The sequence below is a fragment of the uncultured Eubacterium sp. genome (assembly GCF_934561735.1).
GTDB lineage: Bacteria > Bacillota > Clostridia > Oscillospirales > Acutalibacteraceae > Eubacterium_R.
Genome location: NZ_CAKTGT010000008.1, coordinates 1 through 26,820 on the forward strand (window position 1 = coordinate 1; position 26,820 = coordinate 26,820).

General features: G+C 38.9%; 26 protein-coding genes and 1 tRNA gene. 6 read left to right on the forward strand and 21 right to left on the reverse strand.

Going from position 1 to position 26,820, the window contains the following annotated elements; translation table 11 throughout:
• Nucleotides 1–635, reverse strand: a 635-nt coding sequence (locus Q0E08_RS07070; RefSeq protein ID WP_294778388.1) for a hypothetical protein, incomplete at its 3' end; no start/stop codon positions are given.
• A gap of 188 nt (nt 636–823) precedes the next feature.
• On the opposite strand from Q0E08_RS07070, the gene Q0E08_RS07075 reads away from it, so the two are divergent.
• From Q0E08_RS07075 to Q0E08_RS07085, 3 genes are all read left to right on the forward strand, one after another.
• A complete protein-coding gene (locus tag Q0E08_RS07075) occupies nt 824–1,288 on the forward strand; it encodes an NUDIX domain-containing protein (protein ID WP_294778390.1) in 465 nt (154 codons plus the stop codon).
• A gap of 168 nt (nt 1,289–1,456) precedes the next feature.
• Nucleotides 1,457–2,968: a beta-N-acetylhexosaminidase gene (locus tag Q0E08_RS07080; protein ID WP_294778393.1), complete on the forward strand. Its 1,512-nt coding sequence runs from the start codon at nt 1,457–1,459 to the stop codon at nt 2,966–2,968.
• A 387-nt stretch (nt 2,969–3,355) separates the two neighbouring features.
• Nucleotides 3,356–4,093, forward strand: a complete 738-nt coding sequence (locus tag Q0E08_RS07085; protein ID WP_294778395.1) for a Type 1 glutamine amidotransferase-like domain-containing protein — start codon at nt 3,356–3,358, stop codon at nt 4,091–4,093.
• Between the two features lie 140 nt (nt 4,094–4,233).
• On the opposite strand, the gene Q0E08_RS07090 is transcribed toward Q0E08_RS07085, so the two are convergent.
• From Q0E08_RS07090 to Q0E08_RS07120, 7 genes are all read right to left on the reverse strand, one after another.
• Nucleotides 4,234–4,309 (reverse strand) — tRNA-Thr (locus Q0E08_RS07090).
• A 74-nt stretch (nt 4,310–4,383) separates the two neighbouring features.
• Nucleotides 4,384–4,857, reverse strand: a complete 474-nt coding sequence (locus tag Q0E08_RS07095; RefSeq protein WP_294778396.1) for a CinA family protein — start codon at nt 4,855–4,857, stop codon at nt 4,384–4,386.
• Between the two features lies 1 nt (nt 4,858).
• A complete protein-coding gene (folD, locus tag Q0E08_RS07100; protein ID WP_294778398.1) occupies nt 4,859–5,710 on the reverse strand; it encodes a bifunctional methylenetetrahydrofolate dehydrogenase/methenyltetrahydrofolate cyclohydrolase FolD in 852 nt (283 codons plus the stop codon).
• Nucleotides 5,707–6,720 carry a prolipoprotein diacylglyceryl transferase gene (lgt, locus tag Q0E08_RS07105; RefSeq protein ID WP_294778400.1) on the reverse strand — a complete coding sequence of 338 codons (1,014 nt, stop codon included), beginning with the start codon at nt 6,718–6,720 and terminating at the stop codon, nt 5,707–5,709. Before lgt ends, folD begins: the two co-directional genes overlap by 4 nt.
• 63 nt (nt 6,721–6,783) lie before the next feature.
• A complete protein-coding gene (locus Q0E08_RS07110) occupies nt 6,784–7,086 on the reverse strand; it encodes a hypothetical protein (protein ID WP_294778402.1) in 303 nt (100 codons plus the stop codon).
• The gene (locus Q0E08_RS07115) at nt 7,087–7,437 is read right to left on the reverse strand and encodes a hypothetical protein (RefSeq protein ID WP_294778404.1); all 351 of its coding nucleotides are present in this window, start codon (nt 7,435–7,437) and stop codon (nt 7,087–7,089) included.
• 8 nt (nt 7,438–7,445) lie between these two features.
• Complete coding sequence (locus Q0E08_RS07120) at nt 7,446–7,637, reverse strand: hypothetical protein (RefSeq protein WP_294778406.1); 192 nt, start codon at nt 7,635–7,637, stop codon at nt 7,446–7,448.
• A gap of 64 nt (nt 7,638–7,701) precedes the next feature.
• On the opposite strand from Q0E08_RS07120, the gene Q0E08_RS07125 reads away from it, so the two are divergent.
• Both Q0E08_RS07125 and dhaS read left to right on the forward strand, forming a co-directional pair.
• Nucleotides 7,702–8,163, forward strand: coding sequence for a YfcE family phosphodiesterase (locus Q0E08_RS07125; protein ID WP_294778408.1), 462 nt, complete (start codon nt 7,702–7,704; stop codon nt 8,161–8,163).
• 94 nt (nt 8,164–8,257) lie between these two features.
• Entirely contained in the window at nt 8,258–8,824 is a 567-nt protein-coding gene (dhaS, locus tag Q0E08_RS07130) for a dihydroxyacetone kinase transcriptional activator DhaS (RefSeq protein ID WP_294778410.1), read from the forward strand.
• Nucleotides 8,825–9,170: 346 nt separating this feature from the next.
• Here dhaS and ftsZ read toward each other — a convergent pair whose 3' ends face one another.
• The 12 genes from ftsZ to Q0E08_RS07190 form a co-directional block, all read right to left on the reverse strand.
• Complete coding sequence (gene ftsZ, locus Q0E08_RS07135; RefSeq protein ID WP_294778412.1) at nt 9,171–10,268, reverse strand: cell division protein FtsZ; 1,098 nt, start codon at nt 10,266–10,268, stop codon at nt 9,171–9,173.
• Between the two features lie 236 nt (nt 10,269–10,504).
• On the reverse strand, nt 10,505–11,488 hold the full coding sequence (locus tag Q0E08_RS07140; protein ID WP_294778415.1) for a cell division protein FtsQ/DivIB: 984 nt from the start codon (nt 11,486–11,488) through the stop codon (nt 10,505–10,507).
• The gene (gene murA / locus Q0E08_RS07145) at nt 11,472–12,737 is read right to left on the reverse strand and encodes a UDP-N-acetylglucosamine 1-carboxyvinyltransferase (protein ID WP_294778417.1); all 1,266 of its coding nucleotides are present in this window, start codon (nt 12,735–12,737) and stop codon (nt 11,472–11,474) included. The genes Q0E08_RS07140 and murA overlap by 17 nt, the downstream gene beginning before the upstream one ends.
• Nucleotides 12,738–12,782: 45 nt before the next feature.
• On the reverse strand, nt 12,783–13,916 hold the full coding sequence (gene murG, locus Q0E08_RS07150) for an undecaprenyldiphospho-muramoylpentapeptide beta-N-acetylglucosaminyltransferase (RefSeq protein WP_294778419.1): 1,134 nt from the start codon (nt 13,914–13,916) through the stop codon (nt 12,783–12,785).
• A gap of 10 nt (nt 13,917–13,926) precedes the next feature.
• Entirely contained in the window at nt 13,927–15,180 is a 1,254-nt protein-coding gene (gene ftsW, locus Q0E08_RS07155) for a putative lipid II flippase FtsW (protein WP_294778421.1), read from the reverse strand.
• 33 nt (nt 15,181–15,213) lie between these two features.
• On the reverse strand, nt 15,214–16,257 hold the full coding sequence (gene mraY, locus Q0E08_RS07160) for a phospho-N-acetylmuramoyl-pentapeptide-transferase (RefSeq protein WP_294778423.1): 1,044 nt from the start codon (nt 16,255–16,257) through the stop codon (nt 15,214–15,216).
• The gene (gene murF / locus Q0E08_RS07165; RefSeq protein WP_294778425.1) at nt 16,254–17,609 is read right to left on the reverse strand and encodes a UDP-N-acetylmuramoyl-tripeptide--D-alanyl-D-alanine ligase; all 1,356 of its coding nucleotides are present in this window, start codon (nt 17,607–17,609) and stop codon (nt 16,254–16,256) included. The genes mraY and murF overlap by 4 nt, the downstream gene beginning before the upstream one ends.
• Nucleotides 17,609–19,048, reverse strand: coding sequence for a UDP-N-acetylmuramoyl-L-alanyl-D-glutamate--2,6-diaminopimelate ligase (locus tag Q0E08_RS07170; protein WP_294778427.1), 1,440 nt, complete (start codon nt 19,046–19,048; stop codon nt 17,609–17,611). The genes murF and Q0E08_RS07170 overlap by 1 nt, the downstream gene beginning before the upstream one ends.
• A 20-nt stretch (nt 19,049–19,068) precedes the next feature.
• Nucleotides 19,069–21,282 (reverse strand): penicillin-binding transpeptidase domain-containing protein, encoded by a 2,214-nt coding sequence (locus tag Q0E08_RS07175; RefSeq protein ID WP_294778429.1) that lies wholly within the window; start codon nt 21,280–21,282, stop codon nt 19,069–19,071.
• A 104-nt stretch (nt 21,283–21,386) separates the two neighbouring features.
• Nucleotides 21,387–21,929 (reverse strand): hypothetical protein, encoded by a 543-nt coding sequence (locus tag Q0E08_RS07180; protein WP_294778431.1) that lies wholly within the window; start codon nt 21,927–21,929, stop codon nt 21,387–21,389.
• A gap of 52 nt (nt 21,930–21,981) precedes the next feature.
• Nucleotides 21,982–22,896, reverse strand: a complete 915-nt coding sequence (gene rsmH / locus Q0E08_RS07185) for a 16S rRNA (cytosine(1402)-N(4))-methyltransferase RsmH (protein WP_294778433.1) — start codon at nt 22,894–22,896, stop codon at nt 21,982–21,984.
• 1 nt (nt 22,897) lies between these two features.
• Nucleotides 22,898–23,347, reverse strand: coding sequence for a division/cell wall cluster transcriptional repressor MraZ (locus Q0E08_RS07190; RefSeq protein ID WP_294778435.1), 450 nt, complete (start codon nt 23,345–23,347; stop codon nt 22,898–22,900).
• A gap of 291 nt (nt 23,348–23,638) precedes the next feature.
• Between Q0E08_RS07190 and Q0E08_RS07195 the strand changes: the two genes are divergently transcribed.
• Nucleotides 23,639–25,045, forward strand: coding sequence for a glycoside-pentoside-hexuronide (GPH):cation symporter (locus Q0E08_RS07195; protein ID WP_294778437.1), 1,407 nt, complete (start codon nt 23,639–23,641; stop codon nt 25,043–25,045).
• A gap of 332 nt (nt 25,046–25,377) precedes the next feature.
• Here Q0E08_RS07195 and gatB read toward each other — a convergent pair whose 3' ends face one another.
• A complete protein-coding gene (gatB, locus tag Q0E08_RS07200) occupies nt 25,378–26,811 on the reverse strand; it encodes an Asp-tRNA(Asn)/Glu-tRNA(Gln) amidotransferase subunit GatB (RefSeq protein ID WP_294778438.1) in 1,434 nt (477 codons plus the stop codon).
• Between the last annotated feature and the right edge of the window lie 9 nt (nt 26,812–26,820).

A 26,820-nucleotide genomic window follows, 5' to 3' on the forward strand; every position in this document is an offset into this window, starting at 1 on the left:
ACCTTTGTCAAACCGTTGTTTGGTTGACCCTTACCGCTTGCGTTGGTACCGGTGTATACCATGTCACCGATGTTCTTATTTGAATTGTATTCGTTTTCGGCATTACTTACAATACTGAGAAGATATTGCAATTTAGGCAATGTTTCTGTGCAGTAATCCTGTACTTCAACAGGAATTTGATCATTATCAAAGTTATTCTCACAAAAAGTATAAAGAGTGTAAAAGTTGATATCACCTTTTTTAGCATTTAAGTCGTCAAGATACGAATAGTAGCTGTAGTACTTATCACTCCAGGCTGTAATACCCGTGATGTCGCTGTGGTTCATCAAAAATGTCTTTTTGTCTACATTATATTTAAATGACGAGCCTAAATATTCAATAACCATCGGGCTTAATCTAGCGATAACATCTTTATACGTAGCATTTTTAGCTTCTTCAGGTGTCATTCCCAAACTTGAAATAAATTCGTTTGATAAATGAAGATAATCATTTGCCATTTCTGTTGCAAGTTTAATTACATCTTCATTTTGAATCGAACTGCTTGAATCATCTTGTGCATCTGCCGATAAGCTCATACCAAAGCTAAAACTTATAAGCATCACAAATGACATTAATAAACTAATTACTTTTTTCATATTGTTCCTCCGTAAAAAAATTTAAATAATTTTAACATATAATTATTATTTTTACAATATGTTACCGATGCGTTACCAAACCCAAGGCAATAGGTAACAGTCGTTTTTTAACGATTAAAATAAAAATTCATATTCAAACAATTCAATTTTATGTTATAATCTAAAAAAATAAAAAAGAGAGCGATATTATGAACGGTGAAAATACAAATTGGCAGCAGAGCGTTACGGGAGTGTTGATAAAAGACGGCAAAGTACTCCTTGGAAGGCACACCTACGGTGCAGGCAAGGGACTTTTGATTGTACCGGGCGGATATGTAAACAACGGCGAAACTCCGCAGGACGCAGTTAAACGTGAATATCTTGAAGAAACGGGAATTTCCGTTGAACCGAAAGATTTAATCGCCGTTAGATTTAATATGAAAGATTGGTATGTTGCATTTTCACTTGAATACATCAACGGCACGGCACGAAGCGACAAAGACGAAAACAGCGAAGTTATATGGCTTGACATTAACAAAGCCATGCAAAGAGATGATGTTCCCGCACTTACAAAAGAACTGATTAAATCGGCTGTCAACAGCAACAAACCGCTTACTAAATGCGAATTTGAAAGCAAAGAAAATCACGGAACATACAGCCTATACACAAAATAGAGCCTGCAAAAGCAGCATATGATTCATCTTACCGGCTCCGTTAAGTTCAAGAATTTTTGTTTTTACTTCACCGGCGAATCGGTCTTGCGTTGCAGTTGCCATAACAGGTAAAAAAGTGTATAATAATTTTTAACCGATTAACAATTTTAATTGAAAGGTACATACATAATGCTGAAGATTATTCCTACACCGACATCTGTGGATATTGATAAGAATAATACGCTTAAAATCAAATCGCTGTCACTTGATGAGAGCAAAATCAACAAAGCCGTTCTTGATGATTTTTATGATTTTTTGAACAGGCTCGAAATTAAGGTCGGTGATAACTGCAAGGTTAAATTTATAGATGAGCCTTCGCTTTCAGACGAGGAATACAGGCTTGAAACAGACGAGGAAATCAAGATTTATTCAAGCAGTCTAAGCGGCAGAGTTTTTGCTTTGCAAACGCTCAAACAAATTTTATTTCAACAGGGCGAAAACATACCTTGTCTTGTAATTAAAGATAAGCCGAGATGTAAAATCAGAGGTTTTATGCTTGATGTGGGAAGATATTTTTACACTGTTGATAAGGTTAAATCGTTCATAAGAAAAGCGTCATTGCATAAGCTTAATTTTCTGCATTTTCATCTTACCGAGGATCAAGGTTGGAGAGTTGAAATTGACAAATATCCGCTGTTGACCAAAATCGGCTCTGTAAGAAAAAAGACTAATTTTAACCATACTCCGCACAGCGGATTTTACACCAAGGCAGAGCTTAAAAGCCTTGTAGATTATGCCCACAGTTTTTCAATCAGCGTTATGCCCGAATTTGACATTCCGGGACACAGCAGAAGTGCCATGGCTTGCTATCCGTATCTCGGATGCTTTAACAGACAGTTACCGGTTGCGGACCATTGGGGAGTAAAACACGATGTTTTGTGTGCAGGTAAAGATTCGACATACCGGTTCGTTGAGGATGTTATCGACGAGCTTTGTGAAATATTCCCCGACGAATATTTTCATATCGGAGGCGACGAAGTTCCTAAGCATAGGTGGCATTTATGCCCTCATTGTCAGTCAAAAATTAAGGAACTTGGCTTAAAGGATGAAGAAGAACTTCAGTGCTACTTTATGAACAGAATCAATGATTACTGCAAGAGTAAGGGCAAACAGGCATTTATGTGGAGCTGGGATTTGAAAGATGACAAGCTTCTTAACGAAGATTTGGGCTTTACAAAATGTGGGGATATTTCCACAGGCGACAGACCGTTTATTGATACAAGTACAACTGCGTATTATATCGATTTGCCGTATGGCTATATCAGCCTAAAAGATACGGCAAATCATAAGCTTTATGACGGAAATTGCTTAGGAGCGGAAGCAACGCTTTGGACAGAATATGTTCCTAATATGAAAAAAGCAGACAAAATGACCTATCCTCGTCTCGGTGCATTGGCAGAGACCGTGTGGCACGGTGATACCGATTATAACAGCTTTAAGAGTATGCTGGATTATTACTATTCCTATCTTGATAAAAACGACATTGGCTACTCAGAACCTCAAATCGCAAATCCAAACAAGCTCAGAGGTTTTTTCCAAAACCTTTGGTTTGAAAGACGCCAGCTTACTTGGGAGGGCTTAACCAACATCTTTGACGACAAAAAAGTTGAACGCCTCGCAAAAAAGCATACTTCAATATAGCAAGATTTCTAAATCATTAAGCACATTTTCTTAATTACTTTATTTAATTTTGGATATAATCAAACTGCATCATATTAGGAAATTTAGCTAAAGGAGTGAGATTTTTTTTGCACATTGAGTCTTGAAATTCATTTCAGAAAAAGAAAAAAACTTATGCTGTATTTCTTACATTACAGAACTGACTGTTTGATTCTTTAAATAGGATTATAGAAAAATATGTTTAAATATAGTATAATTTTATTGATTGACAAGTTTGTAAATTAAGAAGGTTGTTTAAATGAATAAAAAAGCTGAAACTGATTTAGAACAAAAAGAGTTAGTTTTAGCAAAGAACGTATATCAAAACAACTTTAAAAACAAGAGAAATGTGTATGGAGATGAGATAGAATGAGAATATTTTTATGCGGTGGAGGTTGTGGACAACAAACAGTTGATGCAAATAAGAAATTAAATGAAATTATAGATCATAATAAACCTATATTATATATTCCGCTTGCTATGCCAAGTGAAAGCTATCCAAGCTGTTATGAATGGATTAAAGATGAATTAAAAGAAATTGACGTTCCAAATATAGATATGGTTGTTTCAGGTACCGATTTATTTAATAAAAATTTAGAAAATTATTCTGCATTATTTATTGGTGGCGGAAACACATTTAAATTACTAAAAGATTTAAAAGATAGTGGCTCATTTGAAAAAATAAAAGTTTTTATTGAGAATAATGGAGTTGTTTTTGGAGGTAGTGCAGGTGCTATAATTTTAGGACAATGTATCGACACATGTAAATATGCAGACGAAAATGAAGTTGACCTTAAAGATTTAATGGGTCTTGATGTAGTAAGCCATTTTTCATTTCTTTGTCATTTTACCAATCAAGATAAAGAAAAGACTGAATTAAATAAAAACTATCTGTTAGAATTATCAAAAAAAGAAAAAATAATAGCTCTACCTGAAGAAGATACTATTTATTATGAGAATGGTAAATTTGAAATTATCGGAAATAGACCATTTTATATTTTTGAAGAGGGTTGTATGCATGTAACGGATTCCATGCAAGAAAATGTTGCAAACACAATGGGTAATTTACTCGGCGGAAATGCGGCAAATTTCATAAATGGTCAATAGATGGTCTTGAGCGAAAAATCGAATAAACGAACAAAATCTCACTCCGTAAAAAGAGTGAGATTTTTTGTTGCGTATTGAATTTTGAAATGCATTTCTGAAAAAGAAAAAAACCTGCGAAAACGCCGTGTTTACGCAGGTTTTGGAGCTGATAGTCGGACTCGAACCGACGGCCTGCTCATTACGAATGAGCTGCTCTACCAACTGAGCCATATCAGCATGTCGGGTGTATCGGATGATACACCTTATTTAATTTTTGCGATTGCAACGGAAATATTATAACACATAGGTTTTTACTTTTCAAGCAAATCATTTAAAGTATTGAAAACAAATTCAACCGACTTGGCTCTAACAACATTTCTGCCAAGATTGCCAAACTGCATTGTATAAGTTTTTACTTCTCCGTTTACATAAAATCCAAAGCAAACCATACCGACCGGCTTTTTGGCAGTGCCTCCTGTTGGACCGGCAACACCTGTGACGCCTACTCCGACCTCGCTGTGTGATTTTTCGGCAACGCCTTTGCACATCTCCCATGCCACTTCTTCGCTTACTACACCGTAAGCGTCAATAGTTTCGGAGTTTACATTTATAAGTTCAACCTTTGCTTCGTTTGCATAGGTCGCAAACGACATATCAAGCACCTTTGAAGCATTTGAAACATTAACAAGCGTGCCGCAACAAAGACCTCCTGTGCACGATTCTGCAAAAGAAACATGGAAGCCTCTGTCAATTAATTTGTTTACAACCTGTTCTTCAATAGTCATATTACTCAACACCGTTTTGGATTTTTGCCGCTGTCAATGTGTTTTTCATAAGCATTGCGATAGTCATCGGACCAACACCGCCCGGAACCGGAGTGATGAAACTGCACTTATCCTTTACATCCTCAAAATCCACATCACCGCAAAGCTTGCCGTTTTCATCTCTGTTCATACCGACATCAATAACAACTGCGCCGTCCTTGACCATATCTGCCTTGACAAATTTTGCCTTGCCGATAGCGGCAACAAGAATATCGGCTTCTTTGGTAATATCAGTCAAATTTTGAGTTCTTGAATGAGTGATTTCCACTGTTGCATTTTCGTGAAGAAGAAGCATAGCCATAGGCTTGCCCACGATATTTGAACGGCCCATAACAACAGCCTTTTTGCCCGAAACATCAACGCCTGTTGAATGGATAAGCTCCATTACACCGGCAGGAGTGCAAGGCAAATAATTATAATCGCCAATCATAATCGCACCGACATTTACAGGGTGGAACGCATCAACATCCTTAAGCGGGTCAATACGATTGATAACCTCTTTGTCATCAAGATGTGACGGCAGAGGAAGTTGGCAAAGAATACCGTTAATTTTGTCATCTTTATTAAGCTTGTCTATAAGTTCATTAAGTTCTTCCTGAGTTGTTTCGGCAGGGAGAGCATACTTAACGCTGTAAAATCCGCAAGCCTCACACGCAACCTCTTTGTTGTGAACATACACCTGAGATGCCGGATCGTCACCGACAATAATTACTGCAAGACCCGGTGTGACACCTTTTGCTTTGAGCTGTTCGCACTCTGCCTTAACATCCTCTTTTACTTTTTTTGACACTGCTTTTCCGTCAATAATATTCATTGTTTATTCCTCTTATCTTTCTTTTCCTGCTTTTTAAGAGCCTTTTGTCTTTTTTTCTCCTCAAGTTCAGCCTTTTGCTCTGCCTTTGCTTTTTTGTTTGCTTCTTCTAAAGCATCCAAATCATCAAGTTGAAGTGCCTTTGGCAATTTGCCTTTTTTGTATTTTGTCATAAAATAAATGAAAAATACAAGAGCAACAACCACAATAATTGCCGACAAAAGCTGTGAAACACGGATAGTTGTTGAGCCGATATAAAGGGAATCGGTTCTCATACCTTCAACAACCATACGCTCGGCACCGTAAAGCACGCCGTAGAGCATAAAGATTTCGCCCTTAAACTTTCTGAAATAAGTTACAACAATATGAAGTACAAGGAAACTGAGCAGGCACCATACACTTTCGTACAAAAATGTAGGATGAACAGCTGTGTTAGGGTCAACGGTTATCCCCTTTTGTGCAAGCAAAGCCGCCGAACTTTCCAAAGTATCATGAATTTTAGGCGACCACATTCTGAAAAGTGCTGTATCGGTGTTTGTGCCGAACGCCTCCTGATTAAAGAAGTTACCCCATCTGCCGATACCTTGTCCGATCAAAAGACCGAGCGAACCCAAATCAAGAAGGTTAAGAAAATTAATTTTGCCGATTTTACAGCCTATTGCCGCACCGATAAGAGCACCGATAATACCGCCGTAAATCGCAATACCGCCGTTCCATATAGCCGGAATTTCGTTGAGGTGTTGCGAATAATAATCCCATTCAAAGGCGACATAATAAAGCCGTGCACAAACTATACCGAAAAGTGTGCCCCAAATGAGTACATCAGTCATTCCGTCAAGGCTCATCTTCCATTTATACGCCTTACGACCGCCGTACAAAACAGCAAGTGCAAAACCGAAAGCAATAATTATTCCGTACCAATGAATGTCGTAGCCAAACACGCTGAAGGCTACCGACGGCAGATTAAAATCTATACCCAAACCGTCAAAATATACATGTGTGATATTAGACATCTAATTCCTCCCAAATAAATCTAATGTATAATATAACACATATTATATCAAAATTCCATACTATCAAAGCAAAATATACAGAAGTGCCAAAATTAATTTGCTGTCTGCTCCCTCTTTTGACAAAATTAAAATAAGTGCAAGAATAAGACCCTGCGAGCCGTCATTGCCCGACGACGAAAAAAGAGAGCCTGTTAAATCCGACAAAAAGGACAGCGGAGAATCATTTTTATTATCGCTTTTTGCACTCGAACTTTGAAATGTTTTGTCCTCGTTTTGCGGAGCATCTATGTAATTATTTGCTTTTTTACGCATTTCTTCAACACGGCGTTTTGCATCATTTATGTCATTTGAATTAAATTCGCTCATTTAAAACAATTCCTTTATGTACGGAAGAATATCAAACAATTTCAAAATACGGATTGCTTTATCGGCTTTCGCTCTTGACTCTTCGGAAAGATGCGGCTTTAAAGCCAGAATAAGATCTGCATCCTTTGATGAAGTGTTGTTCATCTTATCAATTATCGTTTTTGCCTTGAGCATCATATTAAGGTCGCTTTGAGAAAGATTAAGTCCGTTTGGAAGTACAGATTTTTTATCACTTTCTGCTGATTTTTGTTCATTGGCATTGCCATCGCCTAATATAGACGAGGCAACACCCTTGAGCATTTCTATATCATCATCCGAAAGAGATGATATAATATCGTTTATGTTATCCATTTTTCTACCTATTTTTTCATAAATTTTTGCATAAGTGCTTTTGCTTCCGGAGTGTTAAGCAGCTTTTCGGTTGCGGATTTATCTGACAAAACCTGCTTGATTTTTTTGGTTGCATCGGGCGGAAGATTTTTATTGATATACGAATCTAATTTTCCGCTCTCGGCGGCTTTTTTTAATTCGTCAACATTGATATTTTTCATTGAAACACGCATCCTTTCATAGTATAATCTAATTAAAGATATGATAATTTAAGGTGGGATATGAATGAGAATAGTAGTTATGTCGGACAGTCACAGAAGAGTTTCGGCACTGCTTGATATAATCGAAAGGCATAAGGACAATGCAGACTTGTTTTTATTTTTAGGTGACGGCAACGACGACCTTGATGAGGCTTTGATAATGTACCCCGACATCAACATTGACAGAGTAAGCGGAAACTGTGATTTTTATTCGCCGTACCCAACAAGTAAAGTTATAGAATTTGACGGAAAGAAAATACTTTTCACGCACGGACATCCGTATTATGTTAAGCACGGATATCAGGATATTCAAAGAGAAGCAAGGTCAATCGGTGCGGACATTGTTTTGTTCGGTCACACTCACATCCCTTATATTGAGGTTGTGGACTCTATACATTATATGAACCCGGGTTCTGCCCGTGACGGTGTTTACGGAATTGCAGACATTGAGCCGAGCGGAATTATGATGTATCATTCAACAATTTAATTATACAAATGTTAATTTTTAAACATACACTTGTATAAAATCGGAAATATGTTATAATATACATACTATAATATTTGTATAAGAGGTTTACGGTATGAAAGACCAATTATCATGCAGCGAAATCACCAAGCGTAAGATTGCTGCCGCATTGAAAGAATTAATGCAAACCACACCGTTTGAAAAAATCACGGTTTCGGACATTTCAAACAAATGTGAAATGCACAGGCAAACATTTTACTATCATTTTCAGGACAGATACGAACTTCTTGACTGGTTGCTGTATAACGAGATAATCAGCAAGCTTATTGACAATTTTTCATACGAAACGATGGAAGAAAACTTTTTGACTATATTCAATACTATGTATAACGACAAAAAGTTTTACCAAAACGCCGTTAAAATAAATATGGGAGATGTTTACTCATACTTATCAAAAGTTGCCACAAATCAGTTTGAAAAAATAATTAATGACATTATTAAGAAAAATAACTTAAACACATTGAATAATAACCATACCACTGTTGCAGAATTCTTTGGATTCGGCTTGGGCGGAGTTATTATCAGCTGGATTTCAAAAGGGATGAAAGAAACACCCGAAGAAATGGCAAACAAAGTCAAATCGTTTATCGAGCAAATTTCAATTATTGTTTCAAAAAAGTAAAAAATACATATGTAAAGCCGTTTAACAGTTACAAAAATAATTGTTTGACGGCTTTTTATTATGCAACATTTGTGAAGTAAAGTTCTTTACAAATCGACAATCCAACAAAAATAATGTGGAAAACTGTGTGGAACAAATGTTGAAACAACCGTTTTTAGCATATTTTAAATGTGGAAAAGTGGGTGGAAAGTGTTAAAAACAGTAAAGTTTAAACATTTACATACAAAAGAACAATATATTTCAAAAAGTAATCTCACCTTTTCACAAACAAACAATGCAAGCTTCATAACTTTACAAAACAAAAAAGACTGTTCAAAAGCGAACAGTCTTTTATAAATTTTACTTATTACTTCTTAAAGAATGAAACAATATCGTTAAATGAATCATCATCATTTGAAGTGAAGCTTGCAGGAGCCGAAGGTATTTCCTTTGGTGGTTCAACAGGCTTTGAAGCTGTTGTTGACTTGATAGGAGCACCCGGTCCGTCCTCGCCGAAACGAGTAGCGATAACTGTAATGATCATTTCATCTTCAAGTTCTTCATCGAAGTTAGCACCCCAGATGATTTCACAATCAGGATGAACAGCTTCCATAACAACATTTGATGCTGCATCGATTTCTTCAAGTCCGATATCTGTTGAGCATGTGATGTTGAGGAGAACGCCGCGAGCACCGTCGATAGATGTTTGAAGAAGAGGTGAAGAAATAGCTTGCTGAGCTGCCATTTCTGCCTTATCCTTGCCCTTGCCGTGACCAACGCCCATATGTGCATAGCCGGCATCTTTCATAATTTCGGTAACATCGGCAAAGTCACAGTTTACAAGACCTGTTGCGTTAACAAGGTCCGAAATGCTCTGTACACCTTGACGGAGTACATCGTTTGCAATTTCAAATGCATTGAGAAGAGTAATCTTTTCCTTGGAAACAAGCTTGAGGTTTTCATTTGGAATAACCATCAATGAGTCAACATTTGAAGCAAGCTCATTGATACCTTCCTGTGCCTGTTGCATACGGCGCTTACCTTCAAAACCGAAAGGAGTTGTAACAACACCTACGGTAAGAATACCCATTTCTTTGGCAAGCTTTGCAACAACAGGAGCGGCACCTGTACCTGTTCCGCCGCCCATACCGGCAGTAACAAATACCATTTCACAGCCCTGGAGAACATCTGTTAACTGTTCCTTTGATTCTTCTGCAGCTTTAAGACCAACCTCAGGTCTTGCACCTGCGCCACGACCCTTTGTAGCCTTTTCGCCGATAAGAATTTTATGTGTGGCAGATGACTTGTCAAGAGCAGGCTTATCAGAGTTTACAGCAACAAACTCAACATCCTTTACTCCGCACTTAACCATACGGTTAACGGCATTTCCGCCGCCGCCACCTACGCCGATTACTTTTATTGAAACAACCTTGTTGTCATCAGTATCAATTTCATATCTACCCATTTTAATTCTCCTTATCTTTATTTTATATCGGTACAACACTTATTTTCTTAGTGTCTCACATTTGATATTGTAACAGTTTTGTAACTACTTTGCAATACTTTTTAAAAAATATTCTTAATATTTTTTCCAATGTTTATAAATTTCTGCTTTGATTTGTTGTGCAAAGTGCATAAATTATACAAATTGTCAACTGATTTGCAAGTATTTCACTTTACAGTTTATATTTTAACTGTATGTCATTTTTTCTCTGTAAAGTAAATTTGCTTGCTGTTTGTTGCCGTTAAAGCGCCTTCCGCACCCGGATTGCTTTCATTTAGCTTATCTATTGCCGTCAAAGCTGTAAAGATTTTATCTTGTATGTCTTTTGTTTCACCAAGTTTAACAATAATTCTGTTATCATATACAATATAGTTGCTCACCATACTGTCGGAATACAAGGCTGTTACCTTATTAAGTTTCAAATCCGTAACAGTTTGCATCAAAATTTGCAAATCAGACACAAGGTCTTGATTTGTTACTTTTGCTGTTTTTCCGGGAACAACATTTTCAAATGCTGTCTTTTTAACTTCTATACCGTTTTTTGGCGGAGATTTTACATCAACTTCCAATATTTTAAAATTATCATCAAAATAGGTATAGGTATTGTTGCTGTTTTTTATGTAATACACAAACTGCGGTTCGGTAATATTTACAACAACCGTTGACGGAAGTTTTCTTGTAATCTCAACATTGTAAACATACGGAAGATTTTCTTCGAGCTTTTGAGCAGCTTTCTTTTTGTCTATTGTAAAAAGATTTTTTTCTTTTTCAATAGGCAATACCGATGTAACTTGTTGAGCGGTATATTTTTTTACACCGTTTACTTTTATGGTGTCAATTTTAAAGAAAACCGTCAGGCACAAAACCGCAATGATTATCGCCGTCAACAAAACCAAACCGATTACAGTAAAAGCAACCCTGAACTTTTTTTTCAGTCGTCTTTTTTTCTTGCCCTTGGCAACGGATTGTTGCTGTGAGGAACGCTGTCTGTCATTAAGCGGTGCGGTTCTTTTTCTCTTTTGTGCATTATTGCTGTCAACCGACGAAACCGGTGATTTTTCACGCTTCTGACCTTCTCTGTAAATTTTCGGTGGTTCAATTCCGAAAAAGCCGAGTTCGTCATTAAGCGGTGTCATCGTATTTTCTTTTTTCGTCTTTGTTTTGTTATTTTTTTTCATCATACATCCTCTTTATATCAGCACCGAGAGAAGCAAGCTGATTTTCAATGCACTCGTATCCCCTGTCGATATGATGAATATCTTTAACGGTTGAAATTCCGTTTGCCTTTAATGCCGCTATAATTACAGCGGCCCCTCCACGCAAATCCGTGCATTTTACATCTGCCGAATGAATATTTTTTACGCCGTTAACAACGGCAATTCTGTCATTAATACTTATATCCGTACCAAACATATTCAACTGTTCAATATGTTTAAATCGATTTTCAAATATAGTTTCTTTGATTATAGATGTACCCTTGGCAACCGAAAGTGCTGCCATAACAGGTGCCTGACAATCCGTTGGAAATCCCGGATACGCCATTGTTTCAATCTTTTTAACTCTTTTAAGTCTTTCCGGTGACTTGATGCGGAGCGAATTTTTGCTTATATCAATACGGCAACCCATTTCTTCAAACGCAGGCAAGGTTGGCATAATATGCTCGGGGCACAAATTTTCAAGTTCAATTTCACCGCCGGTGATTGCACAAGCCGACATCAAGGTAGCAGCCAAAATTCTGTCGGGAATTACTGTATGTTCAACGCCGTGAAGAGTTTTTACACCGTCAATTACGATGGTGGGTGCGGATGTTCCCGTAATTTTTGCACCTGCTTTATTAAGAAATTTTACCAAATCTGCTATTTCAGGCTCTCTTGCGGCATTTACTATTGTTGTTCTGCCCGGAGCCAAAACAGATGCAAGAATTATATTTTCCGTTGCACCGACGCTCGGAAAAGGCAAAACAATCTCTGTACCTTTAACATTTTTCTTTTCGGCACAAACATTATGCCCATCGGTATAGACATTGTAGCCGAGTGCTTTAAGTCCTTTTAAATGCAAATCAATCGGGCGAAGTCCGATTTCACACCCGCCGGGAAGATAAAGACAGGCTCTGCCGCTCCTTGAAGCAAGGGCACCGAGAAAAATTATTGAAGAACGAAGTTCTTTCATATAACTTTCGAGCACATCATATCTGCCGATTTGAGATGTGTCAACAATAAGAGCGTCATTTTCACGCTCAACTTTTGCACCGAGATAACGCAATATATCAACAGTTACATCAACATCGGACAGTTTTGGGCAATTATGTATAACGGAAACTCCGTTTATCAGCACACAAGCAGAAAGAATCGGCAAAACACCGTTTTTTGCACCGTGAACCGAAATATTTCCGCTTAATTTTTTACCGCCGTTTATTTTTAAGCATTTCATAAAACCACCTATGGCAGTTTATGAAAAGTGCTCAAAATATGTTAATTATTTTGCAAGAGAAAGAATAATATCCGCTATTCTCTCACGAGAGTCGAGGATTGCCATATCCTTTGCATTTTTTTCTATATCGGCAAGTTCCGCCTTATCGCTTATAAGTTCATTCATAAGAGATTTTAAGGAATCGGTTGTCAAATCCTTTTCACGCAGAATTCTTGCGGCATTACGATTTACAAGTGCCATTGCATTGTGAAATTGATGATTTTCCGCAACATAAGGTGACGGAATAAGTATGGAGGCTTTACCCATAGCCTCAATTTCGGACAAAGAGGACGCCCCGGCTCTGCCGATAACCAAATCAGCCGCAGCCATACAGGTGTCCATATTATCAATATACAATCTGACTTCAACATTACCTTTATAATAAACATCTTCGCTTCTTTGAGCAAAACCGTGCTCGGCAAATTTATAAAGATAATCCTTACCGTTTGTACCTACCGAATGAATATGATAAACATCATTTTTTTCGGCGTCTTCAAGAAGAATGTCAAACATAGCGTCATTTAAAGGTGCTGCACCGAGAGAACCGCCGAATGATAAAATAAGCGGTTTGTCATCTGCAATGCCAAGCTCTATTCTTGCATTAAACTTTGACTTTTTGAGAAGTTCTCCCCTAACAGGCAAGCCGGTAATTACCACATCGCACTTTGCACCTATATGATTTGCCGCATCCTCAACGGTGAGCATAACCTTGTCCACTTTTTTGGCAAGTTGCTTATTGGTTATACCCGGATAAGCGTTTTGTTCATGAATACAGGTAGGAATGTGAAGTTTAACAGCCTCGTCAAGAACGGGACCCGATACATATCCGCCAAAACCGATAACAACATCGGGATTGAATTCTTTGATAATGTTTTTCGATTCCTTTTCCGACTTCATAAGTTTGCCGACTGTTTTTACATTATCTATAATTGCTTTTGGCGAAAACGAACGCTTAAAGCCGTTAATTTCGATAGTTTTAAATTCGAATCCCGCATTCGGAACAAGCCTTGATTCCATATGGTCGGCTGTGCCGATAAACATAATTTCGCTGTCGGGATATTGTTCTTTGATATAAGAAGCAACGGCAAGTGCAGGATTGATATGACCCGCGGTACCGCCTGTTGCAAATAAAAGTTTCATAATTTCTACCTCAATAATTCTTTGTATTTACCTTGCGTGAAATAGACAAAACCACGCCCATTTCAAAACAAAGCATCAAAAGCGATGTGCCGCCGTAGGAGAAAAACGGCAGTGCTATACCTGTATTTGGGATAGTATCGGTTACAACAAGGATATTAAATATTGTTTGAATAGCAACCTGAGATACTATGCCTATAACTACAAGTGAAGAAAATCTGTCTTCACATCTTTGTGCTATTTTAATACCTCTCCAGAAAAGAATTCCGAAAAGTCCGATAATAAGTGTTGCTCCGATAAAGCCCAACTCTTCGCAAACAATTGAGAAAATAAAGTCATTTTGCGGCTCGGAAACATAAAGGTATTTTTGCTTTGAATTGCCCAAACCAACGCCCCAAAATCCGCCGGAGCCGATTGCATAAAGCGAATTATTTGTTTGCCATCTTAGACCCAAAGGCTGGAAAGCTTTATCGGTCCATGCTCTGATACGGTCGCCCTGATAACCGGGCAAAACATCGGGATTGCTTATAACGATTACCGCAATAACAGCTACAAAACATATGCCGGCAACATAATATTGCCAACGGGTTCCGCCGCAAAACATCATTGCAAGACCGATCATAAATACAAGAAGCGTACATGAAAGGTGATTTTCAAGATATATAAGCACGCAACATATTCCTATATAAATAACCGGGAACAAAACGCCTTCCTTAAAATATTTCATCTTGCGATAGTTTTTGCTGATATAACCGGCAAGCACAAGAATAAGTGCAAACTTTGCAATATCGGAAGGCTGAAGAGTAACAGGTCCGATAGGAATCCATCTTTTAAAGTCCTCACCGTTTCTGTTGACATCTACATGATAAAACAAAACAAGTATCAACAAAAACACCGAAACCGCAAAAAGCGGCTTTTCAATTACCTTTAAAAATTTGTAATTAAATTTTGACACAACAAGCATCACGATTATACCCATAACGGCAAAAATAAACTGACGCTTAAAATAATAATAGGAGTCGCCCTCATTTTGCAAAGCATACGGGTAGGTTGCCGAAAACAGCATAATAAGACCTATTGTAACAAGTGCAAGTGTTGCGGCAAAAAACGGCAAATCAAATCCGCCGTTGGCAACCAAAAATGACATACCCGAATTTTTATCAAACGGATTTTCGGGTGCTTTCTTTGATTTTTTCTTTCTTGGCTGTTCGTAAGACTCATTTTGTCTTATTGAACGGCGAGGCGGTTCTAAATCTCTGCCTGCCATAATACGGGACTCCTTTCGTAGATTTTTTTACAGTTAATAACCAAAGTGCATAAGAACAAGTGCAACTGCACATCCTACTGCATTTACGATTGAAAATACAACACAGATTTTCTTTTCTTTCCAGCCGCACATTTCAAAATGGTGATGAATAGGTGCCATTTTGAAAATACGCTTGCCGTGAGTCATTTTGAAATATCCGATTTGAATAATATCACTCATAGTTTCGCACACATACACAAGACCGATGAGAACAAGAAGAAGCGGACACTTGATTGCAAAACCGAGTGCGGTAACAAGACCGCCGAGGAAAAGCGAACCCGTGTCGCCCATAAATGTTTTTGCAGGGTTCCAGTTCCAGCAAAGGAAGCCCAAAACGCCGCCGAGAAGTGCGGCAGAAAGAATGCCGAGTCCTGCAAACTTAAGAATAACCGACGCAATAATAAATGTAACGGCAACGGTTACGGTTACGCTTGAACATAGACCGTCAATACCGTCGGTAAGGTTTACGCTGTTTACGCATCCAACTATAATGAAAATTGAAACAAGCCAAAAGACAACGCCTGTAACAATATTTTTTTCAAAATTAACATTGCCGATAAAAGGCAAATACCAAACCGTGTTGTGCGAAAGCCAAAGAGTAGCCGTGTAGCCAAGTGCCATAACAAGCTGACCGAATGACTTTTGCTTTGCGGTTAAGCCCTCATTTCTCTTGAGCTTGATTTTGATAAAGTCATCTGTAAAACCGATAACACCGCAACCGAACGCAAGGCAAAGACCTGCGATGATAAGCACCTTATCTCTGCCGACAAGAACCGAAGCATAATCGCTCTCAAGTTTGCCGCCCGAAAGAGTAAAAGTCAGCGCACCGATAACAAACGCAACGATGATACCGATAATAAACATCAAGCCGCCCATATTAGGAGTGCCCTGCTTTGACTTGTGCCATGACGGACCGATGTCCAAAATTGTTTGACCGAATTTTAATTTACGAAGCCACGGAATAATTACAAATCCGAGTCCGGCTGTGATACCGAAAGATATAACAGCGGTTATGATAAGTGCAACTGTTGTGCTCATTGTTTTCTCCATCCTTTATATACAGTATTTATAACATCCTCGAGTTTCATACCTCGTGAGCCTTTAAAAAGTACAGCATCGCCAAGGCTTGCGGTTTTTAAAAGCATATCTGACAATTTTTCTTTGTCATCAAACAAAAATGCGTTTTTAACTCCGCTTTGCTTTGCACCCTCAACATAGTATTTTGCATCGTTACCGTAAGCAAAAAGATAATCGATTTTATTTTCGCCTACCATAGCTCCGACATTAGTATGAGCGGTTTTTGCGTAGTCACCGAGTTCAAGCATATCACCGAGTACGGCAATTTTTTTATTACCCTTAATGTTGCTCAGTGTTTTAATTGCGGCACGCATAGAATCGGGCGAAGCGTTGTAGCAATCCTCAATTGAAGTTATGCCGTCAACATCAACTACTTTTTGCCTCATTCCGGCAGGCACATATGTGCCGAGTGCATCTGCCGCCGCCTGTGGCTCGACATCCAAAAAATAACCTACAGTGAATGCCGCAAGAGCATTATACACATTATGTATGCCGATTGTAGGAATAACAATGTGCTGAGTTTTGCCGTAATACACAATGTCAAACGATGTTGAATTTTCTGTTTCAACAATGTTTTCTGCCTTGAATTCACCATTTTCAATTCCGTAAAAAACAACCTTGTGATTTTCGTCTTTTACGGTTTGAAGCATATCGTTGTCACCGTTTAAAATAAGCGGTGCACCGTCTGCAAGTCCCTCGCAAAGCTCAAGTTTTGCCTTTAAAATTCCCTCACGAGAGCCGAGATTTTCAATATGCGAAACGCCGATATTTGTAATAAGGCCGATTGTAGGTTTTACTTCATTGACAAGTCGGGAGATTTCGCCAAAATGATTCATACCCATTTCGATAACTGCGGCTTCTACGCTGTTGTTAAGCTGAAACAACATTTGCGGAACGCCGATTTCATTATTAAGATTGCCTTGCGTTTTAATGGCATTGTACTTTGCCGAAACAACAAGATGAGTAAACTCCTTTGTAGTTGTTTTGCCTACCGAGCCTGTAAGACCCACAACAGGAATATTAAATTTTGAACGATAATATCCCGAAAGGCTGAGCATAGCCTTTGCTGTGTCGGCAACCTTAATGTATGCACCGTTCGGTTTAATGTCGGAATGAATCATAACAGCCGATGCACCGAGCGACAAAGCTTCATCCGCAAATTGATGAGCATCAAAGCGTTCACCCTTAATACATATAAAAAGGCAGCCCTTTGTGATTTTTCTTGTATCTATGCAAACCGAATCAAATTCGGCATCTCTGTTATATGTTGCACCCAAACAAGGAGCAATTTCTGATAATTTTAGTTTTTCCATTATTTGTTAAGTTCCTCTAAAACTTCTGCCACAACTTCTCTTTCGTCAAAATGAATTGTGCCGGTCGGAAGGATTTGATATGTTTCGTGTCCTTTGCCTGCAAGGAGAATTATATCATCCTTTTTCGCATTTTTCATTGCCCACGCAATAGCTTCTTTTCTGTTTTCAACTACCTCATAAGGGGTTTTGCTGTCCTTCATTCCCTCAAGAATGTCTTTGATAATATCGCTTGGATTTTCGCTTCTTGGGTTATCGGAAGTTACAACGCAGAAATCAGACAAGTCAGCAGCGATTTTGCCCATCTTAGGACGCTTGGTTTTATCTCTGTCACCGCCGCAACCAAATACTGTAACAACTCTGCCATTTGCAATTTCTTTAAGAGATGAAATAATATTTTCAAGTCCGTCAGGAGAGTGAGCATAGTCAATGATAACAGTATAATCCTGATTTGGTGTAGGCACAACCTCAATTCTGCCCTTAACTCCGTTTGACTTGCTGATTGCTTCAAGCACATCGGTAAAATCAACACCGAGTGTCAATGCAACAGAAATTGCACAAAGCGAATTGTATACGCTGAATCTGCCGGGAATAGGGCAATCTACTCTGCCGATTTTTTCACCGATAAGGTCATACTTAACGCCCTGTGAAGAAAAGCGAACATTTCTTGCGGTGTAATCCGCCTTCATATTGTCAACACCGTAGGTAACGGTTTTGCAATTACAGCCTTCAACAATCTTAAGGCCATACTTGTCGTCAACATTTGTAACGGCTGTATCGCAAGCCTTGAAAAGGAGCTTTTTAGCCTCAAAATAATTTTCCCATGTTTTGTGATAATCAAGATGGTCCTGAGTGAGATTTGTAAATGCACCGATATGGAAGTGAATACCCTCTACTCTGCCCTGTGCAAGTGCTTGTGAAGAAACCTCCATAATACAGTATTCGCAGTTTGCATCAACCATTTTTCTGAAAAGTGCCTGCAATTCGTGAGGGTCCGGAGTGGTATAATGTGCAGGATAGACTTCGCTTCCCACCATATTTTGAACAGTACCGATAAGGCCGCATTTTTTACCGACATTTTCCAAAATCTGCTTAATCAAAAATGTTGTGGTTGTTTTGCCGTTTGTACCTGTAAGTCCTATAAGTTTTAGGCTGTCGGCAGGATTGCCGAAAAATGAAGCACATATAGGAGAATATGCCTTGCGTGTGTCATCAACAATTACCTGATTTACAAGACCCAAATCGTGGTCGCACACAACAGCCGCCGCACCTTTTTTGAGCATTTCTTCGGCAACCGAATGGCCGTCAAACGACGCACCCTTTATGCACACAAAAAGGTAGCCCTCTTCAACCTGACGGGAATCGGCTGTTACATCCTTTACTTCAACTTCTTTATATTCATTTTTTACCTTTACATCTTTTAAAATCTGTGAAAGTTTCATTTTCTCACTCCTATATATTATCAGTCAAGAACTGAATTTGTATTCTTAAACGATACTGTGATTACCGTGCCGGCAGAAACGGTTGCACCCTTTTCGGTTGACTGGCGATAAGCCACAACATTTGATGCAGAAAGGTTAATGCCGTTAATTTCGATATTAAGATTGTTTTCGCTTGCCAATTCATTAGCTTCGCTTATTGTAAGTCCCGAGAAATCCGGAACAGTAGCGGTTTGTTTTTCTTCATTTGTTGTATAAAGAACAACTGTACCGTTTGTAGGAATTGTTGACGATGACGCCGGTGATTGACGAACAACCTTTTTGCCGTTGCCTACAACCTTGCATTTGAGATTTTTTGAATTAAGTGCCGATTTTGCAGCACTTACGGTTTTGCCGATTACATTAGGTGTGAATACAGAAAGATTTTTGCTTTCTTTTTCGTCATATTCAGGTTCAATGTTAAGTTCCTGCATACCGGTTTCAATAACCTGAGCCGCAATCGGAGCACAAAGAGCACCGCCGCCCAAATCTTCGTTTGGCTCATCCATAATGATAATCATTGCGATTTGCGGGTCATCTGACGGAGCGATTGCCGCAAATGATACAATATACTTTGTTTTGCCGTTTGTAGATTCGGCAAGCTTTGTTGAAGTACCTGTTTTACCGCCTACACGGTAACCTGCAACATAACCGTTTTTACCGGTACCGTTGTCAACAACGGACTTCATCATACCTCTAACCTTTTTTGAAGTATCTTCACTGATAACTCTTCTTACCTCGGTAGGTTGAGTTTTTTTAACGGTATTTCCGTTTGCATCAATAATATGGTCAACAACATACGGCTTTAAAAGTGTGCCGCCGTTTGCTATTGCACAAAGACCGGTGCAAAGCTGAATAGGTGTCAAACTGTTTGACTGACCGAATGAAGCAGAAGAAAGTTCTACTATACCGTACTGATTTTCTTTGTAGTACTGCGAGCCTGCCTCACCGGGAAGGTCAATGCCTGTTTTTTGAGTAAAGCCGAACGCTTCAAAATATTTGAAATAATTATGCACGCCGAGTTTTTGACCTACGGTAATAAAAAACGGATTGCATGAATTTTCAAGACCTTGTGTAAATGTTTCGGTACCGTGACCCGGATGGTAATGGCACTTCATAACATAATCCTTAACCCTGATAGAACCCGTGCAGGTGTATGTTGTGTTAAGATTTACAACATTTTCTTCAAGAGCCGCAGCGGCGATAAATGTCTTAAATACCGAACCCGGCTCATATGTACTTGAAGTAACAAAGTTGTTCCACTGATTTTGAATTGCCTCGGATTTTGCGGCAACCTTTTCATCTTCATCGGTGATTTTTTCAACAGCCTTGATGTTTTTTGAATATGTAAGTTTATACGGCTCGTTGCAGTCATAATCGGGAAGTGAAGCCATAGCAAGCACAGCACCCGTTTTGCAATTCATAACAACACCGTACGCACCCTTTGCCTTGTACTCGTTCATTGTGGCAGACAAATTTTTTTCAAGGGTATATTGAATATTTTGATTGAGAGTAAGTACAAGCGAATTACCGTCAACGGCATCAATCGATGTTTCGTAATCTGTAGGCAAATTATGCTTTTGAGCGTCTTTTACGGTGATAATTCTGCCGTTTGTACCCTTCAATTCATCCTCGTAATAATATTCCAAACCGTAAAGACCTTGATTATCATCGCCCGTAAAGCCGAGAATGTTTGAAGCAAATTCGCCGTAAGGATAATAACGCTTTGTATTTTGCTCCGTGCCAATCATACTTGAAAACTTATTTTTAATTTTAAAATTTGTGATTTTTTCCTTAATATCGTTTTCAACCTGTTCGGCAACAACGACATAGTGAGTATCTTTTTTGCTCTTTTGGAGAAGTTCCGCTTTGCCTTCGTCATCAAGTTTCAAAATCTTTGCAAGTCCATTTACGAGTTTATCTCTGCTTTTGTCGGTAATATTTTTTGAATCGAGAAAAATATCCCAAGTTGTTGCCGATTGAGCAAGAACATTGCCGTCGCTGTCATAAATAGAACCGCGTTTTGCCGCAATTTCGGTATCAGAAAGCTGCTGACTTTCGGCTTTTGCGGAATACTCGGCACCTTTAACCGTTGAAATATAGAACACTCTGAATGCGTCAAGTGAAAAAAGAAAAGCAATAACAACAGCCAATATTGCGATTCGTCTAAGTCCCTGCTTTTTAAAATCGTTTGACATTGTTATCACCTCGCTTCATTTTTCGCCCAATTTCGACTGCCTATAAAAAAGCATTTTAGAGAGTAGGAAAAATCCGACTCTCTTATATAGTACGCTGTATAATTTTATTTATTACTCAACTGCTGTTCGGCAAGAGTTTTGTGTTGATCTATTTTTTTCATATAATCTTGTTTGTATTGGGTTACATCCATATATTGAATTTGATTTGATTTCATTTTTGTCATATGGAGCTTATTAACCGCATAATCATCAATCATACTGATTGACACCATAGTATCAAGTTCGCTCTGCAAGCTGATATTTTCGCTTTGAGCATTTGCTATGTTAACCTTAGCACTTGATATTTCTCTTGTAAGTTCATTTTTAACGGCAAAAGAATATAGAGTTAAGCCGACAAATCCGATTACGATAGCCGCTGTCAATAAAAGTGCAACAACTCTTTTTGCACAAAGCACCTGCTCGCGTTTTATTTGCGACGAGGACTTTACGCTGTCATTTTCACGAACTCTGAGTGTTCTGCCGGTTTCGGGAAAATCTTCTTCTCTACGCTTTGGAGCAGCCGACGAACGGGAAACATTAAAGCCGTTTAGCATATAAGATGTATCGTTTTGATACGAGTATCTGCGAAAATCGTTTGTATTTGTCACTATATTCACCTCCGTTTATAATAATGTAATTAATATATGATAAAGATATATTTTAGAATTTTTCAAAACATCTGAGCCTTGATGACCTTGCTCTCGGATTTTCTTCAAGTTCCGCTTCTGTGGGTGCTTTTGACTTAAACACAAGTCTGCCGAGCGGTTTGTTGCCGCAAACACAAACAGGGAATTCTTTTGGACAAGTACAAGGATTAACCCATTTGTTAAATTTTTCCTTGACTATTCTGTCCTCAAGCGAATGAAAAGTGATAACCGAAATTCTGCCGCCCGGTGCCAAGCAATCAAGTGCTTTATCAAGCGTTTTGTCAAGAACATCGAGTTCTGCGTTTACCTCTATGCGAAGTGCCTGAAACGTTTTTCTTGCCGGATGAGAATCTCGCATTTTTGCTTTTGGATATGAAGCTTTGATAATGTCCACAAGTTCGCCTGTTGTTTCAATAGGCTTGTCCTGCCTGAAAAGAACGATGTTTTTTGCAATTCTGCGAGAAAACTTTTCTTCCCCGTACTTAAAAATGATATTGGCAAGTTCTTCTTCGCTGTAAGTATTGACAACATCCTTTGCACTTAAACCCGATTTGCTCATTCGCATATCAAGCGGTGCGTCTTTGTGATACGAAAATCCTCTGTCTGCTGTATCAAGTTGGAAGGAGCTTACTCCCAAATCAAGCAGCATTCCGTCAATGGATGCCACATTTAGCTCCTTCAAAACTTGATCAACATTGGAAAAATTATTTTGAACAACAGTGACATTCCCCAAATCGTCCAGACGCTCGTGAAGAACCTTAATCGCATCGGGATCTTGGTCTATCGCGATGAGTCTGCCGGCTTTTGCCGCGATTGCCTTTGAGTGGCCTCCGCCGCCTGCCGTACCGTCAACTATTGTTTTTGTGCTGTCTATATTGAGTGACTCAATTGATTCGTCAAACAAAACGCTCTTGTGTACAAATTCCATCTCAGATACCTATACCGTTGAGCTCGTCCATAATATCGATAACTTCTTCCTTGCTGATAGAAGCAACCTGTTCTTCAAACTTGGCTTTGTTCCAAATTTCGATATGATTGATATTACCGAAAACAACAGCTTCTTTTTCTCCCGCAAGCGATACCTTATCCTTAAGGCGGTCGCCGACAAGAAGTCTGCCCTGAGTGTCAAGGCTTACCTTGTCTGCCGATGAAACAAGATACATAGAAATCTTTTTCTTTTTTTCGGTCGGAAGCTTGCTGTTTTGAACATTATTTAAAAGTTCTTCCCACTGATCCTGCGGATAAAGCGAGATGAAATCACCGAGTCCGAGAGAAGCAACAAATTCTTCGCCGAGGCGTGAACGCATATGAGAAGGAATGGCAATACGACTTTTTGCATCCAATTTATGCACACGATAGCCATACAAATAGTTGTCCATTTTGCGTCCTCCTCCCGAAAAATTAATTTTGTTCCCCACATTTTTCAAAAAATTAGGGTTTTGTGTGTTTCTGCAATACACTTTATGGGGAGTCACCCCACTTCTCTTTCATTATAATAGTATCACACGACTAAGTCAAGAAAAATCTTCTATAATTATATTTAACAGAGGTTAAAGTTTAGTTACAAAAATTGTAACTCTTTTGTAATATATAACAATATTTGAAATTGCAAAAGCACTATATATATGTTATAATACTTATATTATACTAACGAAAGCTATGGTGATTAGATGGAAGAAAGAAAAACCACCTGGGGTGAAAAAATCGGCTTTGGCGTGGGTGCAATAGGGCTTGACCTGAGCTACGGTATGTTTTATTCATTCCTTAGTTATTATTTATCGAGCGTTTTGGGGCTTAAAGAGGGATTTTTGTTGCTTCTTACCCCACTTGCAAGAATTTGGGACGGTATCAACGACCCAATGATGGGAACGATTGTTGACAACACACGCACAAAGCACGGCAAATACAGACCGTGGATTTTGATAGGTGCAATGTCAAATGCAGTTGTACTGTTTTTACTCTTTACAAAATTCGGACTGAGCGGAACGGCACTTTATGTTTATATCGGCATTATGTATGTGCTTTGGGGTATGACAAATACAATGGCAGACATTCCGTATTGGAGTATGATTCCGAGTTTCACCTCCGACCCTAAAGACAGAAACCTTGTTTCAACCGTTGCAAGAACTTTCTCAGGATTGGGTCAAGGCATTGTAACAGTTGCTTCTCCTATCATTTTGCCTTTGCTCTCAACAGGTGTAAAGACCGACAAGGGTTACAGTGCAACAGGATTTTCAAGATGGGCGGGGATACTTGCGATTATGCTTGTAGTTTTCTCGGCAATTTGTGTATTCAGCACAAAAGAAAAAAATGTTGTTTACGGAGAGAAAACAAAGTTTTCATTTAAAAAAATCTTTTCCGTTATCAAGCACAACGACCAGCTTATTGTATTTATGGTTGTTGCAATGCTTTCAAACGCAGGATGGTATTTAACATCGGGTACTGCCGTTTACTACTTTACGGATGTACTCGGCAATCCAAAGGCACAATCATTGTTCCAAACAATCGGTGCAGTCGGTTCCGTACTCGGCTTGCTTGTTATTCCTATCCTGTCAAAATGGCTCAACAAAAAAGTTATTTACCAAATCACCTTGATTGTAACCATAATAGGATATGTATTAATGTTTGTATTTGGACCTATACTCAAAATCACCATCGCACTTGATATTGCATACATCATTTCGTCAACCGGCATTGCCGCAATGTTTGTAGGACAGACAGTATTCCTTGCAGACATTGTTGACTACGGCGAATTCAAAAACGGCGAGAGAAACGAATCCATCACCTTCTCAATGAAAGGCTTTTTGCAGAAAATGGCATACACCATTCAAACCGTTGTTTTGTTTGGCGGATTGGCTGCGATGAACTACAACGAGCAAATCACATCTGCAACAAAGCAAATCAATGGTTCAACAAAGACGGGAATCGGCATTATATGCTTTGCCATTCCTCCTGTACTCATTTTACTTTCGCTTATCGTGTTTACTGCAAAGTTCAAACTCCATGGCGACCTTGCCGACCAAGTACACGACCACATCGTTACAAAGCGTGCAAGCGAAGCAGAAAATAGAGAATAATAAAAACACTTAACAGCATAACAAAAAGCGTATCGAAAATTCGATACGCTTCAGACTGTCGATAAAGCCTCTGAACCACGCCAAAATTATATTAACACACACTAAGTAGGTGATAGGCTTGCCTATCCCGGAATACTATTATTTTAATAATACTATTTAAGGAAAAGTACCGCAAACATCGAGTTTGCGGTACTTTTGGCGTTTTTCGTTTTTTGCTCACAAGCGGTACCATCGTACAGCAAAGTTCGCAAGAAAACGAAATTCAGAGCCTTTCTCAACAGCCTACAACGTGTCAAAAAGACTTTTTCGATACACTTTTATTATTTATAATCTCAACCAAGCAATTCTTTGAGAATTCTTGTTACTTCGCTTGACGGAGCTTTGCCCTTGAGTGCTCTCATTGACTGACCGACAAGGAAGTTAAAGGACTTGTCCTTACCCTCTTTATATTCTGCAACAGCTTTTTCGTTATTTGCAATAATTTCCTCAATAACGGACTGAATTGCACCTGTGTCGGATACCATTTCCATATTGTTTGCCTTGACATAATCCTCAGGAATTACATCATCGTCAAACACTGCCTTAAGCACCTTTCTTGCAGATTCACGAGAAACCTTGTTTGAATTTACAAGATTGATAATCTCACCAAGGCTCTCTGTTCTGAAAGAAATGTTTTCAGGCAAAGTCTGGGTATCATTCATAAGTTTCATAAGGTCGCCCATAATCCAGTGAGCGGAGTCCTTTGGATTTTTGGTAATCTCAACGGTTTTATCAAACAACTTTGCATATGCCTTATCGGAGCAAAGAATGTTTGCATCGTATTCTGTAAGAGAATATTCGCTGATATATCTTGCCTTTTTAGCTTCGGGAAGTTCAGGAAGCGATGCTCTGATACCCTCAATATACTCATCTGAAAGTTCAATCGGAGGAAGGTCAGGCTCCGGGAAATACTTGTAGTCCTGTGCATCTTCCTTGCTTCTCATAGAAGTAGAAACGCCCTTGCTGTCATCCCATCTGCGAGTTTCCTGCACAACCTTGCCGCCGTCCTCGATAAGCTCGATTTGACGCTCGGTTTCTGCCTCAATAGCATTGTGAATACCTCTGAACGAGTTGATATTTTTCATTTCTGTTCTTGTGCCGAATTCGGTTGCACCCTTTTCCATAACAGAAACATTTACATCGGCACGGAGCGAGCCCTCCTGCATCTTGCAGTCTGAAACACCGCAGAACTGAAGAATTGCACGGAGCTTTTCAACATATTCAACTGCCTCATCGGCACTTGCAATATCAGGTTCCGACACGATTTCCAAAAGAGGCACACCGCAACGGTTGTAGTTTACAAGAGTGCTGTCTGTCCACTCATCGTGAACAAGCTTTCCTGCGTCCTCTTCCATATGGATTTCGTGAATTCTAACCTTCTTTTTGCCGCCGTTTACGCTATCGTTAATCTCTACCCAGCCGTTTCTGCAAATCGGAAGATAAAGCTGTGAAATTTGATAAGCCTTTGGCAAATCAGGATAGAAATAATTTTTTCTGTCAAACTTATTATACTGTGTAATCTCGCAGTTGAGTGCAAGACCTGTGCGAACCGCAAATTCAACAACTCTCTTGTTTACAACAGGGAGAGTGCCCGGCATACCGGAGCAAATCTCGCAAACATGAGTGTTTGGCTCTCCGCCGAATTCTGTTGTGCAGTTGCAAAAAATCTTTGTTTTAGTGGCAAGCTCTGTATGAACTTCAAGACCACAAACGGTAACATAATCCATATTTACTGC